At 65.3% G+C, this 15,849-nt stretch carries 15 protein-coding genes and 1 rRNA gene; 10 read left to right on the top strand and 6 right to left on the bottom strand.

Annotated features, from left to right (window positions below; genetic code table 11):
* Positions 1 to 57: 57 nt before the first annotated feature.
* Positions 58 to 173: ribosomal RNA gene (rrf, locus tag N5C91_RS12785) — 5S ribosomal RNA — on the top strand.
* Positions 174 to 361: 188 nt separating this feature from the next.
* Here rrf and N5C91_RS12790 read toward each other — a convergent pair.
* From N5C91_RS12790 to N5C91_RS12815, 6 genes are all read right to left on the bottom strand, one after another.
* Positions 362 to 820, bottom strand: a complete 459-nt coding sequence (locus N5C91_RS12790; protein ID WP_279830033.1) for a GNAT family N-acetyltransferase — start codon at positions 818 to 820, stop codon at positions 362 to 364.
* 119 nt (positions 821 to 939) lie between these two features.
* Positions 940 to 2,157, bottom strand: a complete 1,218-nt coding sequence (gene fabB, locus N5C91_RS12795; protein ID WP_279830034.1) for a beta-ketoacyl-ACP synthase I — start codon at positions 2,155 to 2,157, stop codon at positions 940 to 942.
* Between the two features lie 10 nt (positions 2,158 to 2,167).
* Entirely contained in the window at positions 2,168 to 2,683 is a 516-nt protein-coding gene (gene fabA, locus N5C91_RS12800) for a 3-hydroxyacyl-[acyl-carrier-protein] dehydratase FabA (RefSeq protein ID WP_017517389.1), read from the bottom strand.
* A gap of 231 nt (positions 2,684 to 2,914) precedes the next feature.
* Positions 2,915 to 4,831, bottom strand: coding sequence for an ATP-binding protein (locus N5C91_RS12805; protein WP_279830035.1), 1,917 nt, complete (start codon positions 4,829 to 4,831; stop codon positions 2,915 to 2,917).
* Positions 4,828 to 5,748 (bottom strand): ABC transporter substrate-binding protein, encoded by a 921-nt coding sequence (locus tag N5C91_RS12810; RefSeq protein WP_279830036.1) that lies wholly within the window; start codon positions 5,746 to 5,748, stop codon positions 4,828 to 4,830. The genes N5C91_RS12805 and N5C91_RS12810 overlap by 4 nt, the downstream gene beginning before the upstream one ends.
* 1 nt (position 5,749) lies before the next feature.
* Complete coding sequence (locus tag N5C91_RS12815) at positions 5,750 to 7,858, bottom strand: TonB-dependent receptor (protein WP_236174580.1); 2,109 nt, start codon at positions 7,856 to 7,858, stop codon at positions 5,750 to 5,752.
* 182 nt (positions 7,859 to 8,040) lie between these two features.
* Here N5C91_RS12815 and N5C91_RS12820 point away from each other — a divergent pair, with 182 nt between their 5' ends.
* From N5C91_RS12820 to N5C91_RS12860, 9 genes are all read left to right on the top strand, one after another.
* Entirely contained in the window at positions 8,041 to 9,063 is a 1,023-nt protein-coding gene (locus N5C91_RS12820; RefSeq protein WP_279830037.1) for an NAD(P)H-dependent glycerol-3-phosphate dehydrogenase, read from the top strand.
* Between the two features lie 12 nt (positions 9,064 to 9,075).
* Positions 9,076 to 9,417, top strand: a complete 342-nt coding sequence (locus N5C91_RS12825; RefSeq protein WP_236199657.1) for a DUF4389 domain-containing protein — start codon at positions 9,076 to 9,078, stop codon at positions 9,415 to 9,417.
* Entirely contained in the window at positions 9,414 to 9,878 is a 465-nt protein-coding gene (sixA, locus tag N5C91_RS12830; protein ID WP_236199658.1) for a phosphohistidine phosphatase SixA, read from the top strand. The genes N5C91_RS12825 and sixA overlap by 4 nt, the downstream gene beginning before the upstream one ends.
* A 257-nt stretch (positions 9,879 to 10,135) precedes the next feature.
* Positions 10,136 to 11,803 carry an AMP-binding protein gene (locus N5C91_RS12835; RefSeq protein ID WP_279830038.1) on the top strand — a complete coding sequence of 556 codons (1,668 nt, stop codon included), beginning with the start codon at positions 10,136 to 10,138 and terminating at the stop codon, positions 11,801 to 11,803.
* 15 nt (positions 11,804 to 11,818) lie between these two features.
* Positions 11,819 to 12,244 carry a hotdog fold thioesterase gene (locus tag N5C91_RS12840; RefSeq protein ID WP_017517381.1) on the top strand — a complete coding sequence of 142 codons (426 nt, stop codon included), beginning with the start codon at positions 11,819 to 11,821 and terminating at the stop codon, positions 12,242 to 12,244.
* 196 nt (positions 12,245 to 12,440) lie between these two features.
* Complete coding sequence (locus N5C91_RS12845) at positions 12,441 to 13,244, top strand: AraC family transcriptional regulator (protein ID WP_279830039.1); 804 nt, start codon at positions 12,441 to 12,443, stop codon at positions 13,242 to 13,244.
* Positions 13,245 to 13,287: 43 nt separating this feature from the next.
* Positions 13,288 to 13,935, top strand: a complete 648-nt coding sequence (locus N5C91_RS12850) for a LysE family translocator (RefSeq protein WP_236174574.1) — start codon at positions 13,288 to 13,290, stop codon at positions 13,933 to 13,935.
* A 237-nt stretch (positions 13,936 to 14,172) separates the two neighbouring features.
* Entirely contained in the window at positions 14,173 to 14,973 is an 801-nt protein-coding gene (locus tag N5C91_RS12855; protein ID WP_279830040.1) for an alpha/beta hydrolase, read from the top strand.
* A 9-nt stretch (positions 14,974 to 14,982) separates the two neighbouring features.
* Positions 14,983 to 15,846: an alpha/beta hydrolase gene (locus tag N5C91_RS12860; RefSeq protein ID WP_279830041.1), complete on the top strand. Its 864-nt coding sequence runs from the start codon at positions 14,983 to 14,985 to the stop codon at positions 15,844 to 15,846.
* Positions 15,847 to 15,849 lie beyond the last annotated feature (3 nt).

Here is a 15,849-nt window from a genome sequence, read left to right on the forward strand (position 1 = left end):
ATTAGTGTAAGCAACCCGAATTCGGATGAGCGCCAAGGCGAGCATCCAACCGAATTGCTTGACGACCATAGAGCATTGGAACCACCTGATCCCATCCCGAACTCAGTAGTGAAACGACGCATCGCCGATGGTAGTGTGGAGTTTCTCCATGTGAGAGTAGGTCATCGTCAAGCTTCTAATTCCAAAGCCCCGATCAGCGAAAGCTGATCGGGGCTTTGTTTTTTGCGGTGAAAAAACTCACTGTGCCAATTAGGGTATCGCCCTGTCCCTGGTCCTCTTACCGAGGGGGGCTGGTGCGGCGTGCTGCTTCGGCGTTAGCTGGTGAGGCTCAGAGCGATGAGGTTCGCGAGCAAGCTCGCTCCTACAAAGGGGCTAGGGGCTTGGTCATGATGAGGGTGCGCTCTTCGCCCTGGAGTTGCTCGCGTATGACGCGATAGCCCAGACGAGAGTAGAAGCCTTCAGCGGTGAGTGAGGCAGGGACCAGCAGGGCCTCTACGCTGCGTTGCAGGGCGGTTTTCTCGATTCGGCTCATCAGGGCTTGGCCGATACCTTTGCGTTGTTGTAGCGGGGCTATGAAGAGGCTGCGTACGGCATTGCCATCCAGGGCACCTGTACCGACGATCTTGTCGCTCAGCAATGCGACGAAGACCAGGCGCTTTTCCAGCAGCTCGATCACCCGCTCAGGCGCGAAGTTCGCCGCCACCGATTCGATGATGCTCGCCGGGTAGTCCTGTCCATTGCTCTCTCTGACGGTCGCTACGATCACTTGGCTGATGGCCTTGGCGTCGTCGCTGCGGGCTTCTCTGATGGTCAGTTCCACTCAATGCTCTCCCTGTTATCAGCCTGCTCATCCTGACGGGATCGGCAGCTCAAGGGTAGAGCGAAGTCGCAGGCAACAAAAAAGGCGCCCCAGGGCGCCTTTCTTGTTTGGATCACCGATCAGCCGTGGTGGCGTTTCAGGACCAGGGTAGCGTTGGTGCCGCCGAAGCCGAAGCTGTTGCTCATGACGGTGTCGATCTTCGCGTTCTCGCGGGTCTCGCGCAGGATCGGCATGTCGGCGACTTCCGGGTCCAGTTCGTCGATGTTCGCCGAGCCGGCGATGAAGTTGCCTTCCATCATCAGCAGGCAGTAGATCGCCTCGTGAACGCCGGCAGCGCCCAGGGAGTGACCGGACAGGCTCTTGGTGGAGCTGATGGCTGGGGCGTTGCTGCCGAATACTTCACGCACGCCACGGATTTCGGCGACGTCGCCAACCGGGGTGGAGGTGCCGTGGGTGTTCAGGTAGTCGATCGGGGTGTCGACGGTGGCAAGGGCCTGCTGCATGCAGCGGATGGCGCCTTCGCCGCTCGGGGCGACCATGTCGTAGCCATCGGAGGTCGCACCGTAGCCAACGATTTCGGCGTAGATCTTGGCGCCACGCTTGAGGGCGTGTTCCAGCTCTTCGACCACGACCATGCCGCCGCCGCCGGCGATGACGAAACCGTCACGCTTGGCGTCGTAGGCGCGGGAGGCCTTTTCCGGGGTGTCGTTGTACTGGGTGGAGAGGGCGCCCATGGCGTCGAACAGGCAGCTCTGGCTCCAATGTTCTTCCTCACCGCCGCCAGCGAAGACGACGTCCTGCTTGCCCAGCTGGATCTGCTCCATGGCCTGGCCGATGCAATGCGCGCTGGTGGCGCAGGCCGAGGAGATGGAGTAGTTCACGCCCTTGATCTGGAAGGGAGTGGCCAGGCACGCGGAAACGGTGCTGCCCATGGTGCGAGTCACGCGGTATGGGCCGATGCGCTTGACGCCCTTCTCGCGCAGAGTGTCGATGGCTTCCATCTGGTTCAGGGTGGAAGCACCGCCGGAGCCGGCGATCAGGCCGGTGCGCGGGTTGGAGATCTGCTCGGGGGTGAGGCCGGAGTCCTTGATCGCCTGTTCCATTGCCAGGTAGGCGTAAGCGGCGGCGTCGCCCATGAAGCGGAAGACCTTTCGGTCGATCAGCTCTTCCAGGTTCAGGTTGACCGAACCGGACACGTGGCTGCGCAGGCCCATCTCGGCATAGCTCGGGTTGTGGCGGATGCCAGCACGGCCTGCACGCAGGTTGGCGGAGACGGTGTCTTTGTCATTGCCCAGGCAGGAAACGATGCCCAGACCGGTGATCACGACGCGACGCATGCGGATACCCTTAGAAGCTGTCAGTGGAAGTGAACAGGCCGACGCGGAGGCCTTCGGCGCTGTAGATTTCGCGGCCATCGACGCTGACGGTGCCGTCGGCGATGGCCAGGATCAGCGAACGATTGATCGTACGCTTGATGTGAATGTTGTAGGTGACTTTCTTGGCGGTCGGCAGGACCTGGCCGAAGAACTTCACTTCGCCCGAACCCAGGGCGCGGCCGCGGCCGGGATTGCCCTGCCAGCCGAGGTGGAAGCCGACCAGTTGCCACATGGCATCGAGGCCCAGGCAGCCCGGCATGACGGGGTCGCCTTCGAAGTGGCAGGCGAAGAACCAAAGGTCCGGGTTGATGTCCAGCTCGGCGACCAGTTCGCCCTTGCCATACTTGCCGCCGACATCACTGATGTGGGTGATGCGGTCGATCATCAGCATGTTCGGGGCGGGCAGTTGCGCATTACCCGGGCCGAAGAGCTCGCCGCGGCTGCAGCGCAGCAGGTCTTCTCGGGTGAAGGCGTTTTGTTTGGTCATGCGAGCTCCTCAAAAATCCTGGATAGCAGGCGTTGTTTGGCTTGTGCCTGCGGCGCCGCGTTCCGTTGTTATTGTCACGGTGTCATGCGGCAGCCTAGTCATAGACTATTGCCTTTAAGTGAAAGTCACAGCAATCGGCGAACGCTTGTTCACTTTTCGCCGACGCCAGGTTTCCCTGTCGGGACGCAGGCCCCGGGCCGGTCCGCAGTTTGCGGGCAAGTGCTCCGCCGATCAACGACCTGGAGCAACCCAGCGCTGCAGAATCCTTTGCAGCTCCGCGCGTTTGAACGGCTTTGCCAGGTAGTCGTTCATTCCCGCCTCGAGGCACGCCTCGCGGTCACCCTGCAGCGCATTGGCGGTCAGGGCGATGATGGGTACCTGCTCGCCGCCCGGTTTTGCACGTATCTGCCGGGTCGCTTCGTAGCCGTTGAGTACCGGCAGGCGGCAGTCCATCAGGATCGCCGCGAACTCGCCGCGCTCCGAAGTGCGCACCGCCTGGGCGCCGTCACCCACCAGCGTGACGCGATAACCCAGGCTGCGCAACATAGCTTCTATGACCGTTTGATTCACCGGGTTGTCTTCCACCAGCAGTACGGACTGACCAGTGGCAAGTGCATCGCCGCCGTTCGTTCCGCCCTCTGCGGCACTTTGGCGCTCCCGGAAGGGCAGGGGGATCTCCAGGGTGAAGGTCGAACCACAACCCTCCTCGCTGACCGCGCCGAGGGTGCCGCCCATCCGTTCGGCCAGGGTGCGCGCGATGGACAGGCCCAGCCCGGTGCCGCCGTAGCGCCGTGAAGTAGACGAGTCAGCCTGTTGGAACGCCTCGAACATGTGCTCCAGGCGCTCCTGGGAGATACCGATGCCGCTGTCCTGCACCGAGCAGCTCAGCCACAGCACTTCGTCGTCCAGCGCCTGCCAGGTGGCTTCCAGGCGAACGCCGCCTTCTTCGGTGAACTTCAGGGCGTTGCCCAGCAGGTTGACCAGGATCTGCCGGATGCGCGTTGGGTCACCCTGTACCTCGAGGTTGTCCAGGCCGTCCTGTACGTTCATCTCCAGCTCCAGGCCGCGTTGCTGGGCACTGTGCTGGAAGACCTGGATGGAGCTCTGGATCAGCTCCAGCAGGTTGAACGGGATACGCTCCAGTTCCAGGGCGCCGCGCTCGACGCGGGAGAAGTCGAGGATGTCGTTGATCACCTTTAGCAGGTGCTCGGTGGACTCGGTGGCCAGTGCGCTGTACTCGGCCTGCTCGTGATTCAGCTCGGTGGTTTCCAGCAGTTGCAGCATGCCCAGCACGCCGTTCATCGGGGTACGCAGCTCGTGGCTCATCATCGCCAGGAAGTCGGACTTGGCGCGGTTGGCCTCTTCGGCTTCCTCCCGCGCCGCCACCAGTTGGGCAATGCTGCGTTCCTGCTCCAGGCTGGCCTGCTGCAGGCCGCGGGCGAGGTTGTTGATGTGCCGGGCGAGGTCGCCGACCTCACCGTCATCCGGTACCGGCAGGGTGGTGTGGTAGTCGCCGGTCTGGATCGCCTGTACGGCGCGGCCCATGGTACGGATCGGCGCGGCCAGGCGACGGGCCAGGCGGCGGGCCAGCAGGTAGGTGAGGATCAGCGCGAACAGGGCGAGCAGGCTGGCCTTGAGGAGGATTTCCTGCTGTCGTTCGCTGAAGGCGTCGCTGGCCATGCCGACCACCACGCGGCCCAGATAGTCGCCGCTGGGCGGCGCGGCGGCCGGCAGCATGTCGTTGGAGCTGGCCAGGTCGCTGCCATTCAGGGCGATGTTCTCGCGCTGGATCGAGGCGTGGAAGATCTCCACCTTGCTGCTCGCCTGCGCGGGGTCGGCGGCGTGCTCGACGTAGACGAGGATGTTGTCGCCGCGGTCGCGGACTTCGATGAAGCGTACATGGGCGGTGCTCAGGGTCGCCCGCAGCAGGCTCTGCAACACTGGCAGGTTGCCGGAGATCACCCCGTATTCCGCCGCCGGGGCGAGCTGGTTGGCGATCAGCTGGCCAGTGTGGTTGGACTCCAGGCGCAGGTCCTGCAGGCGTGAATAGGTGAAGTAGCCGGTCAGCAGCACGGTCAGCAGCAGCGCCGGGCCGAGACTGATGGCCAGCATGCGCGTCTGGATGTTCCAGCTCTTGCGGGAACTCATGGTTTCTCTCCTTCGGCCAGGCGCTGTGCGAGTTCCGCGTCGCCTTGCAGGTCGATACCGAGCGAGCGCGCCACCTGGCGGTTGCTCTGCACCTTGAAGCGTTCGGGGTAGAGGCTGCGGGGCCATTGCTCCGCCGGCTCGTCGAGCAGGGTGTCGAGGGTCTCCAGCCAGTCGCTCTGGTCGCTGTAGGTGCTGGCCAGGCTGCCGGCCTTGACGAAGGCGGCAGTCGGGCCGATCAGCGCCCGGTTCTCGGCGTAGGCACTGAGGAGGATGCCCTTGATGGTCTGCGCGTTATAAAGCTGTTTGTCGTCCAGCCCGAGCAGCAAGTCACTGCGACCGAGCAGTTCTCGTAGCGGACGGCTGTCTTCGCTGCGGGTTTGCAGCTCGCTGACCAGTTCGACACCAAGCTTCTGCGCTGCGTGGTCCAGTTCCGCCAGCAGAAATTCGCTGCTCGGGCTGAGCAACACACCAATGCGTTGTGGGCGTGGGCTGAGCTGCAGTGCCAGTTGCAGTTGGCGGACTGGCGGCGGGTCGCTCCACAGCAGGCTGAGATGCGGCGGCTCACGGTCGCCCAGCACCTGGCGGGCTTCGACGCGGCTGACCAGCAGGGTCAGCGCTGGCGGAGCCGCGTGGCTGGCCAGGCGCCAGTTCAGTGCACCGCTGCCGAGCAGCAGCAGACGGGTTTCACCATCCAGGCTGGCGGCGGGCGGCAGGTTCTCCGGGGATTCCAGCCGCACCTGATCATTCGGGCGACGTTGCGCCAGTGCTTCGGCAAAGTCCTGCAGGGCGGCGCTGCGCTCGGTGCTGACCAGCAGGATATCGCGGGCCTGGGCCGGCAGCGCGAACAGGCAGGCCAGCCAGAGGAGCAGGGCCGTGAGGAGGGTTCCGGGGCTCGTCCATGAGCGGCGGGTAGACATGCTAGAAGTCCACCTCGGCGCTGAAGTAGAGCAGGTGTCGGCTGTCGTAGCGGTTTTCCGGCCAGGTCAGCGGCTCGTCGTCCAGGCGCTGCTGCAGCACGCCGGCCAGCTCCAGCGCGGCCCGCCCAAGGGGGATGCGCTTGGCGACGCGCAGGTCGACACGCTCGAAGCGGTGCTCGTTCAGCGCATCGTCACCGTAGTAGAAGATCGAGCTCGACCAGCCACGCCCCCAGTCGCGCATCCAGCCGGCCGAGCCGCTATTGCGCGCGGTGAGACGCTGGTCGTAGCGGCTGCTGGCGTCGTAGTCGACGTAGGCGTAGGTCAGGCGCAGGCGATCCTGCCGCGTCAGGCGCCAGTCGAGCTGGGTTTCGGTGCCACTGAAGCGGATTTCGTTGTCGTTGGTCGGTTCGAAGTCGGAGACCTTCAAGGGATCGCTGATCAGCCCGTGGATTTCGTCGTAGTAGGCTTTGATGTCGAGGGCGAGCCCGAGTTCGTCGAACTGGCCGTTATAGCCGATTTCCCGCGAGCGCATGCGCTCCTGGTCGAGGTCTCCCGGGCCTTGGGCGCGGGCGAAGTAGTAAGCGTTGGACTGGCCGTACGCGAGCGGCGAGAGGTTGCGCACCCGGTAGCTCCAGTTCACATCGTTCTCGTACATGTCCGGCGAGCGTACCGCTTCCGAGTACACCGCGCGCAGGCTATGGCGCGGGGTGATCAGGTAGTTCAGGGCGATGCGCGGGCTGACCGAGCTGCCGGACAACTGGTCGTCCTCCACCATCGCGCCACCCTGCAGCAGCCAGTGCGGTGTCAGGTGCCACTCCACCTGGCCAAACAGGCGCCAGATGTCGTTGTTCACCGTGCCGTCGAAATAGGTTTCCGAGGTCGCCTGGTCGTGGCGGTAGCTCATGCCGCTGACCAGCCGCAGGCCCTCGGCGAGGTTCAGGGTGTCCTGGATTTCCAGGTCATAGCGGGTTTCGCGGATGTTCTGGTTGACCTGCCCGCACACTGGCAGGTAGGCGCCGGCTGCCAGTTGCTGGACGACCTGCCGCGCCAGCGCCTGCTCCTGTGGCGTGCCGCGCGGAATGCGCGGCAGCGAGTCGGCGAAGCTCTGTACGTACTTCGGGTCCAGCTCCCACAGCTGTGCGAGCTGCGGGCTGAAGGCGACTTGCGCTTCGCACGCGCCGAAGTCCTGCAGGCGCTCCCAGTGCTCGGCGTAGCCCTGCACATAGAGGCTGTGCTCGGGATTGATATCGAGGGTCCAGCGCAGCGAGCCGGCGTAATCGCGGGCAGTCAGGTCGGAATTGTCGTCGCCGTCGGGAATCTTGCCGAAGATTGGTTCGTAGTCGTAGGGCCGCTGGTTACTGCCTTCCTTCGCGGCAATTTGCCAGTCGAGGCTGTTGCGCAGGTCGAGGCTGTGGTTGGCCACCAGGTTGAAGCGGCTCAGGCGGCGGCCATCGCGGTAGTCACGGCCGAACTGGTCGTGGTCGAAGCCATCGTCTTCCTGGCCGGAGAGGGATAGCCGGTAGTCGCCGGAATGGTCATGGATGCCCTGGCTGGCGTACCAGTCGCGGATGCCGTTCTGCCCGGCGGTGTATTTCAGCCTTGTGCCCTGGCTGTCGGCAGGGTGGCGGGTGAGGATGTTGATCACGCCCATCAGCGCGTTGGCGCCGTAGCTGACGGCGTTGGGGCCGCGGAAGACCTCGATGCGGTCGATGTCCTCGATAGCCACCGGGATGTCGCTCCAGTCCACCGTGGCGAGGCCCGGGCGGTACACCGAGCGGCCGTCCACCAGCACCTGCAGGCGCCGGGCCTCGGTGACGTTGGTGCCGTGGTAGTTCACTGTCGCCTGGTTGCCCGACAGGTAGCCGACCATCATGCCCGGCACCAGCCGCATCAGCTCGGGAATGTCGCGGGCACCGGAGGCCTTGATCAGGTCGCGGTCGAGCACCGTCATGCTGCCGGGGACTTCGGCGGCGGACTGTTTCAATCGCGTTGCGGTCAGAACTTGCGGAACGTCGAGGCTGTCCACGAACAGATCGCCGCCGACGGCCTCGCCAGCCAGCAGCGCGGCAAGCAGGGAGAGCGGCAGGGGAGCGCGGACTGGACGATACACGGAACGGCCTTGTTCTCGGTTCTTATGGGGGCGGTCAATGCCTACGGCTAGACATTCTCCACAGGACGGATGTTAAACGAGGCTGCGCTGAATGCCAGTCCCGTGATCCGGACTGGCCGGTCGCCAATGCGGCCTTATAATGCCCCAATCGCTGCCCTTGGGCGGCCACCAATGGAACAGACATGACACAGCAGCAACCGATCGCCGTCCTCGGTGGTGGCAGTTTCGGCACCGCCTTCGCCAACCTGCTGGCAGAAAACGGACAGCGCGTTCGCCAGTGGATGCGCGACGAGGAGCAGGCCGAGGCGATCCGCACCCGCCGCGAGAATCCCAACTACCTCAAGGGCGTGCGCATCCACGACGGCGTGGAGCCGACTACGGACCTGACCGCGACCCTGGCCGAGTGCGCGATGATCTTCGTCGCGGTGCCTTCCAGCGCCCTGCGCAAAGTGCTCGATGGCCGCAGCGAGGAGCTGGCGGGCAAGATGCTGGTCAGCCTGACCAAGGGCATCGAGGCGCAGAGCTTCAAGCTGATGAGCCAGGTGCTCGAAGAGATCGCGCCAAAATCCCGCATCGCGGTGATCTCCGGCCCGAACCTGGCGCGCGAGATCGCCGAGCACGAGCTGACCGCCACCGTGGTTGCCAGCGAGGACGAAGACCTCTGTGCCCAGGTGCAGCAGGCCCTGCACGGCCGCACTTTCCGCGTCTACGCCAGTGGCGACCGCTTCGGCGTCGAGCTGGGCGGCGCGCTGAAGAACGTCTACGCGATCATTGCCGGCATGGCCGCCGCATTGGGCATGGGCGAGAACACCAAGGGCATGCTGATCACCCGCGCCCTGGCGGAGATGACCCGCTTCGCCGTCAAGCTCGGCGCCAACCCCATGACCTTCCTTGGCCTGGCTGGCGTGGGCGACCTGATCGTCACCTGTTCGTCACCCAAGAGCCGTAACTATCAGGTGGGCTTCGCCCTGGGCGAGGGCCTGACCCTGGAAGACGCCGTGGCGCGCATGGGCGAGACCGCCGAGGGCGTGAACACCCTCAAGGTGCTCAAGGCCAAGGCTGACGAGCTGCAGGTCTACATGCCGCTGGTGGCCGGCCTCAACGCCATCCTGTTCGGCGGTCGCACCCTGGAGCAGGTCATCGGAGCGCTGATGAGCGGCGAGCCGAAGACCGACGTCGACTTCATTCCCACCACCGGTTTCTGAGGAGGTCTCACCATGTCCGCTGAACGTCTAGAGAAGGAGTCCCTGGTCCTGCGCGTCGTCTGGATGCTGGTCTTCGCGTTGGTCTGGTTCGTCGCCGAGATGATCCTCGGCGCCGTGGTGATCATCCAGCTGATCTACCGAATCATCTACGGCGCGCCCAGTGGCAGCCTGATGGGCTTCGGCGACAGCCTGAGCCAGTACTTCGCGCAGATCGGCCGCTTCGGCACCTTCCAGACCGAAGAGAAGCCCTGGCCGTTCGCCGACTGGCCGACCGCCCATGCTCCGCAAGGCGAGGCCCCGCACGACGTGCCGCCGGCGGCGCACCCGGTGCGTGACGAGGAGCCGAAGCTTTGAAGCTCTGGCTGCTGCGCCATGGCGAGGCCGAGCCCCAGGCACGCCGTGATGCCGAGCGCCGGCTGACTGCGCACGGCATCAAGGAGGCGCTGAAAAGCGCCGCCCAACTGGCCGGCCAGCCGCTGGACGGGATCCTCGCCAGCCCCTACGTGCGTGCCCAGGAAACCGCCGAACTGGTTCGCGAGGCGCTGGGGTTCGAGGGTTCGGTCGGCACCGCGCCCTGGCTGACGCCGGACGACGATCCGAAGGACGTGCTGCGCTTCCTCGACGGCCGTAACGAGCAGCATCTGCTGCTGGTCACCCACCAGCCGCTGGTGGGCGCGCTGGCGGGCCTGCTGGTGCATGGCAGCCGCAGCGATGCCGTGCCGTTCAGCACCGCCACGCTGGCGGAGCTGGAAGGCGAGGTGCCGGTGGCGGGGTTGATGGAGCTGGTGTCGCTCTACCATCCGCGGCATTCCTGAGTCGTCCGTTTCCGCAAAAGGCCCCGAAAGGGGCCTTTTGCATTTCTACTGCCGGCAAATCGTGCCGGGATGTTTCTTCGCGAGCCCCGTTGCAGAGCGGTTGGCGGCCAATCCTTCGGCTAAATCCTACAAAAGTTCACACGACCAGTCTTGTCTGCCGCTGCGCCGCGTGGAATATTCAACCAAGCAAGTGCTTGGTTGATCCATCGCTATTTCCCTGAGCTACACCTCTGACAAAAAGAACAAAGGAGGGGCACGTGGTTAAAGCAGTCCGATTACCACTCGACCTGTTCTATCAGCGCGAGAAGAGCCACCCGAACAAACGCTATCTGGTGCAGCCGCTCACTGGCGGCGAAGTGCAGAGCCTGACCTGGGGCGAAGTGGGCGAACAGGCCCGCCGCGCCGCCGCCTGGCTGCGCAGCCTGGACCTGCCCGAAGGCAGCCGGGTGGCGATCATTTCGAAGAACTGTGCGCACTGGATAGTCGCCGACATCGCCATCTGGATGGCCGGCCATGTCTCGGTGCCGCTGTACCCCAACCTCACCGCCGACTCCGTGCGCCAGGTGATGAGCCACTCCGAAGCGCGGGTGGCGTTCATCGGCAAGCTGGACGACTGGCCGGCGATGGCCGACGGCATCCCCGAGGGTGTGCCCACCGTGGCCTTGCCGTTGCATCCGGAAGGGCGATTCGACCACCAGTGGGGTGATCTCCAGCGGCAGGCGCCGATCAGCGATGATCCGCGTCCGGACTCCGCTACCTTGGCGACCCTGATCTACACCTCCGGTACCACCGGTACGCCCAAGGGCGTGATGCACACTTTCGGCAACTTCGCCTTTGCCGCCAGCCATGCCATCGACCTGTTCGGCGTCGGCGAAGAGGACCGCCTGCTCTCCTACCTGCCGCTGTGCCACGTGGCCGAGCGGATGTTCGTGCAGATGGCGTCGATCTACGCGGGCCAGACAATCTTCTTCGCCGAGAGCCTGGATACCTTCGTCGCCGACATGCGTCGCGCGCGGCCCACGGTATTCTTCGGCGTGCCGCGCATCTGGACCAAGTTCCAGATGGGCGTCTACGCGCAGATGCCGGCGAAAAAGCTCGACCGTCTGCTGCGCCTGCCCATCGTCGGCCGCCTGGTCGGTCGCAAGGTACTCGCCGGCCTCGGCCTGGATGCCGTGCGCTATGCCCTGTGCGGCGCCGCGCCGGTGCCCGAGGCGCTGCTGGACTGGTACCAGCGCCTGGGCCTGAACGTGCTCGAGGTCTACGGCATGACCGAGAACTGCGGCTACTCCCACGTCTGCCGTCCCGGCGAGCAGAAGACCGGCTGGATCGGTCGCAACAGTCCCGGCGTGGAAGTGCGTATCAGCGACGAGGGCGAGGTGCAGGTGCGCAGCGGCGCGACCATGATCGGCTACTTCAAGGACCCGGAGCGCACCGCCGAGACCATCACCGAGGACGGCTTCCTGCGCACCGGTGACAAGGGCGAGCAGGATGTCGAAGGCCATCTGCGCCTGACCGGACGGATCAAGGAAATCTTCAAGACCGCCAAGGGCAAGTACGTCGCCCCGGCACCCATCGAAAACCGCCTCGCCGTGCATTCGCGGATCGAGCAGATCTGCGTGGTCGGCGACGGCCTGATCGCTCCGCTGGGCCTTTGCGTGCTCTCCGAAGTCGGCCGCCAGGAAGCCGCCAACGGCTCGCGCATCGAGCTTGAACAAAGTCTGCAGGCGCTGCTGGCGGAGGTGAACGAGGCGCTGGACAAGCACGAGCGCCTGGCCGGGCTGGTGCTGGTCAAGGACGTCTGGACGGTGGACAACGGCTTCCTCACGCCGACCCTGAAGATCAAGCGCAACGTGGTTGAAGGCACCTACGGTCAGCGCTTCAATGAATGGGCGGAGCGCCGCGAGGCGGTGCAATGGCATGAATGACAGAAGGAATTTCGAATGACCTGGCGCACCACGCCCGACCTGGAAAAGCTCAACGCGAACCTGAAGAACACCATTGGTGAAGTGCTCGATATTCGCTTCGAGGCGTTCGACGACGATTCGCTGACCGCCAGCATGGTGGTCGATTCGCGCACCCACCAGCCTTACGGCCTGCTGCACGGTGGCGCCTCGGTGGTGCTGGCGGAGACCGTCGGCTCCACGGCCAGCTACCTGTGCCTGGATACGTCCAAGTACTACTGCGTCGGGCTGGAGGTAAACGCCAACCACCTGCGCGGCCTGCGCAGTGGGCGTGTGACGGCGGTGGCCAAGGCGGTGCACATCGGCCGCTCGACCCATGTCTGGGAAATCCGCCTGCACGGGGATGATGGCAAGCCGAGCTGCATTTCGCGGCTGACCATGGCGGTGGTGCCGCTGGAGCGTTGACCAGGCCGTGATCTGGCTCGGATGTAGGATGGCGTGGAGCGAAGCGATACCCATCAATCCCTGCACCGTCAGCATGGGTATCGCCTAGGCTCCACCCATCCTACAGAAGCGCTCCGCTGCGGCTGCCATGTGATGGGTGACGACCACTCGCAATTTTGTCCAAGACCTGCCGTTCCCGCGCCGGTAAAGTAGGCCAATGGAACGCATCGAACACCACAGCAGCGGCTTGCCCGGCGTCCGTTTCATCGACGCCGAGTACCGCCGTTTCGCCTTTCCCCGGCATTTTCATCTCGACTATCACGTCGGGTTGATGCTTGGCGGCTGCCAGCGCTACACCCATCGCGGTGAGCGCTCACTGGCCGGGAATGGCGACATCCTGCTGATGAGCCCCGAGAGCATCCACGATGGCTCCAGCGATGGTGAGGACGGCTATCGCATCCGCGTGCTGTCCATCGACCCGCAATGGCTGGACGACGCCTGCCGCGCCTTCAGTGATGGCCGCCAGGGCGCGCCGCGGCTGACTGCCGCGCAACTGCGCGATCCGCGGCTGCAGGTCGAACTGCAGCGTGCCCACCAGTTGATGCTGGGCGGCGAACGGCTGGCCCAGGAGGGCCAGCTCTGGCAGGCGCTGGCCGCATTGCTGGAGCGTGCTTCCAGCCTGCGTGTGCGTGAGCCTGGGCAGGGCTTCGATGCGCCGACCTGGGGGCGCCTGCGCGAGTGGCTGGAGTCGCGCCTGGAAACCCCACCAACCCTGGAAGAGATTGCCGAATTCTGCGACCTCAGCCCCTGGCAGGTGCTGCGCCGCTTCCGCCACCAGTGTGGATTGCCGCCGCACCAATGGCTGACCCAGCTGCGCCTGGAGCGTGCCTTGCCACGGGTGCTCAAGGGCCAGCCGCTGTCGGAGATTGCCCTGAGCCTGGGCTTCTATGACCAGGCGCACTTCAGCCGCCTGTTCCGCCGCACTTACGGCTTGCCGCCCGCGCGACTACGCCAGCGCTGATCCAGCCACTTTCCATTTCCCTTTCCCACTGGAGAATCCCGCCATGCAGGAGGTTCACGTCTTGCTCATGCTCACTGCCGTGTTCGCCGTCGCACTGGTCAGCCCTGGCCCCGACGTCGCACTGGTTGTCCGCACCGCTCTGCACCAGGGGCGTCGCGCCGGCGTGCTCAGCGCCCTGGGCCTGGCCTGCGGCATCCTGGTCCACGGCACACTGGTGCTGACCGGCGTGTCACTGTTGCTCAGCCGCTCGCCACTGCTGTTCAACGCGCTGCAACTGGTCGGGGCGGTCTATCTCGGCTGGCTCGGCTTTGGCGCTCTTCGCGCGCTGCGCAAGCCCGGCGGGGCAGGGCGGATCGACGGCGAACTGGCCGAGTCGAAGCTCGGGCCGTGGTTGCGCGGGCTGGCAACCAACCTGTTCAACCCCAAGGCGCTGGTGTTCTTCCTGGCACTGCTGACCAGCCTGATTCCGGCCGACATGTCGGCGCCAGGCAAGGTGTCGGTGGCGGTGATGCTGTTCGGCACCGGCTTCCTCTGGTTCAGCCTGCTCAGCGTGCTGCTGACCCGAACGGTCTGGCAGAAGCGCCTGCTGCGCGCGGTACCGATCATCGATGGCGCCTGCGGGCTGGTGTTCCTGCTGGTGGCGGGTGGCATCCTGTTCAGCGTGGTGAACCACGCGGTGCATTGGGTCTGATGGTTGGCGGCGGATAACGCGTTCCGCGTTATGCGCCCTACGATGAACCTCCCGTAGGGCGCATAACCGTTCGCGGTTATCCGCCAACCAGGCCTGGTACGAGAGCGGATCAGGGCAGATCCGCCGGAGCGCCATGGACTTTGGCCGTAGTGCCGTCATTCGCGGGAGTGCGGGTCATTGCCGCGCCCCCGGTGCTGTCGGAAAATCCAGGCTGTCATCTCCCTGAGTTCACCCAGCATGTCGCAAGCGGTTTTCTTCGCCCACGCCAATGGTTTCCCTTCGGGTACCTACGGCAAGTTGTTCGATGCCCTGGAACCGGATTACCGGGTCCACCGGCTGGACATGCATGGCCATGACCCGCGCTTCCCGGTGAACGCCAACTGGGAAAACCTGGTGGAAGAGTTGCTGCATCACCTTGAGTCGCTGGACGAGCCGGTGTGGGGCGTCGGCCACTCCCTCGGCGGCGTGCTGCATTACCACGCGGCGCTGCGCAAACCCGAACTGTATCGCGGTGTGGTGATGCTCGATTCGCCACTGCTGACGCTGGCCGACCAGTTGGTGATCCGCGTTGCCAAGCGCTTCGGCTTTATCGACCGACTGACACCCGCCGGCCGCACCCTGGGCCGCCGCGAGGACTTCGACGACTTTGCCGAGGCGCTGGAGTACTTCGCCGGCAAGCCGTTGTTCAAGCGCTTCGACCGCGACTGCCTGGAAGCCTACGTGCGTCATGGGTTGGCGCCATCGTCGGCGCAGGGGCTGCGGCTGAAGTTCGATCCGGCCACGGAAATCTCCATCTACCGCAACGTGCCGCACACCAGCCCGGGCCGCGCGAAGCAACTCGCCGTGCCGTTGACCATGGTGCGCGGCCGCCACAGCCGCGTAGTGCTGCCGCACCACGCGCGGATGATCGGCCGCATCCCCATGGGCGAAAGCCTGTCGCTGCCCGGCGGGCACATGTTCCCGCTGGAACGCCCGCAGGATACCGCTGCGCTGCTCAAGACCGTCTTCGCCCGCTGGCAACAGCGCGCCAACGCCTAAGGAATCGCCATGACCGCCAAAGTCCAGGAAATCCGCCTGAACCTGCCGCACATCGAACTGGCCGCACACCTGTTCGGCCCGGAAGACGGGCGCCCGGTAATCGCCCTGCACGGCTGGCTGGACAATGCCATGAGCTTCGCCCGTCTGGCGCCCAAGCTCGAGGGGGTGCGCATCCTCGCCCTGGATTTCGCCGGCCACGGCCACTCCGGCCACCGCGCGCCGGGGGCCAGCTACCTGCTGTGGGACTACGCGCTGGACGTGCTGATGGTGGCCGACCAGATGGGCTGGGAGCGCTTCTCCCTGCTCGGACACTCCATGGGCGCCATCGTCTCGGTGCTGCTGGCCGGCGCCATGCCCGAGCGCATCGAGCGCCTGGCGCTGATCGACGGCCTGGTGCCCTACACCGGCGAGCCGGACACCTCGCCGCAGAAGCTCGGCGAAGCCCTGCGTGCGCAACTGGCCTTGCCGAACAAGCGCAAGCCGGTCTACGAGGTCATCGACCGTGCGGTGGAAGCGCGCATGAAAGGTGTCGGCGCGGTGAGCCGCGAAGCGGCCGAGCTGCTGGCGTCCCGAGGGCTGGTGCCGGTGCCTGGCGGCTACACCTGGCGCACCGATACGCGCCTGACCCTGCCGTCGCCGCTGCGCCTGACCCGCGCCCACGCGCGACAATTCGTCCGGTCGGTGCAGTGCCCGACCAGCCTGGTACTGGCGCAGCAGGGGCTGATGATGGTCGAGCCAGCCACCCGCGAACTGCTCAAGGACAGGCCCTTCGAGGTCCATGAACTGCCGGGCCAGCATCACCTGCACCTGGATGACGAGGCCGGTGCCGAAGCCGTCGCGGCGATCTTCCGGCCCTTCCTGCTGGCGGACTGAGCA

The sequence above is a fragment of the Pseudomonas sp. GD03903 genome (assembly GCF_029840045.1).
In the GTDB taxonomy this organism is placed as follows: Bacteria; Pseudomonadota; Gammaproteobacteria; order Pseudomonadales; family Pseudomonadaceae; genus Pseudomonas; species Pseudomonas pseudonitroreducens.

Coding starts and splice junctions, on each gene's coding strand:
- fabB (WP_279830034.1), bottom strand. CDS start 2,157: ATGCGTCGCGTCGTGATCACCGGTCTGGGCATCGTTTCCTGCCTGGGC.
- fabA (WP_017517389.1), bottom strand. CDS start 2,683: ATGACCAAACAAAACGCCTTCACCCGAGAAGACCTGCTGCGCTGCAGC.
- N5C91_RS12805 (WP_279830035.1), bottom strand. CDS start 4,831: ATGAGTTCCCGCAAGAGCTGGAACATCCAGACGCGCATGCTGGCCATC.
- N5C91_RS12810 (WP_279830036.1), bottom strand. CDS start 5,748: ATGTCTACCCGCCGCTCATGGACGAGCCCCGGAACCCTCCTCACGGCC.
- N5C91_RS12820 (WP_279830037.1), top strand. CDS start 8,041: ATGACACAGCAGCAACCGATCGCCGTCCTCGGTGGTGGCAGTTTCGGC.
- N5C91_RS12825 (WP_236199657.1), top strand. CDS start 9,076: ATGTCCGCTGAACGTCTAGAGAAGGAGTCCCTGGTCCTGCGCGTCGTC.
- N5C91_RS12840 (WP_017517381.1), top strand. CDS start 11,819: ATGACCTGGCGCACCACGCCCGACCTGGAAAAGCTCAACGCGAACCTG.
- N5C91_RS12845 (WP_279830039.1), top strand. CDS start 12,441: ATGGAACGCATCGAACACCACAGCAGCGGCTTGCCCGGCGTCCGTTTC.
- N5C91_RS12850 (WP_236174574.1), top strand. CDS start 13,288: ATGCAGGAGGTTCACGTCTTGCTCATGCTCACTGCCGTGTTCGCCGTC.
- N5C91_RS12855 (WP_279830040.1), top strand. CDS start 14,173: ATGTCGCAAGCGGTTTTCTTCGCCCACGCCAATGGTTTCCCTTCGGGT.
- N5C91_RS12860 (WP_279830041.1), top strand. CDS start 14,983: ATGACCGCCAAAGTCCAGGAAATCCGCCTGAACCTGCCGCACATCGAA.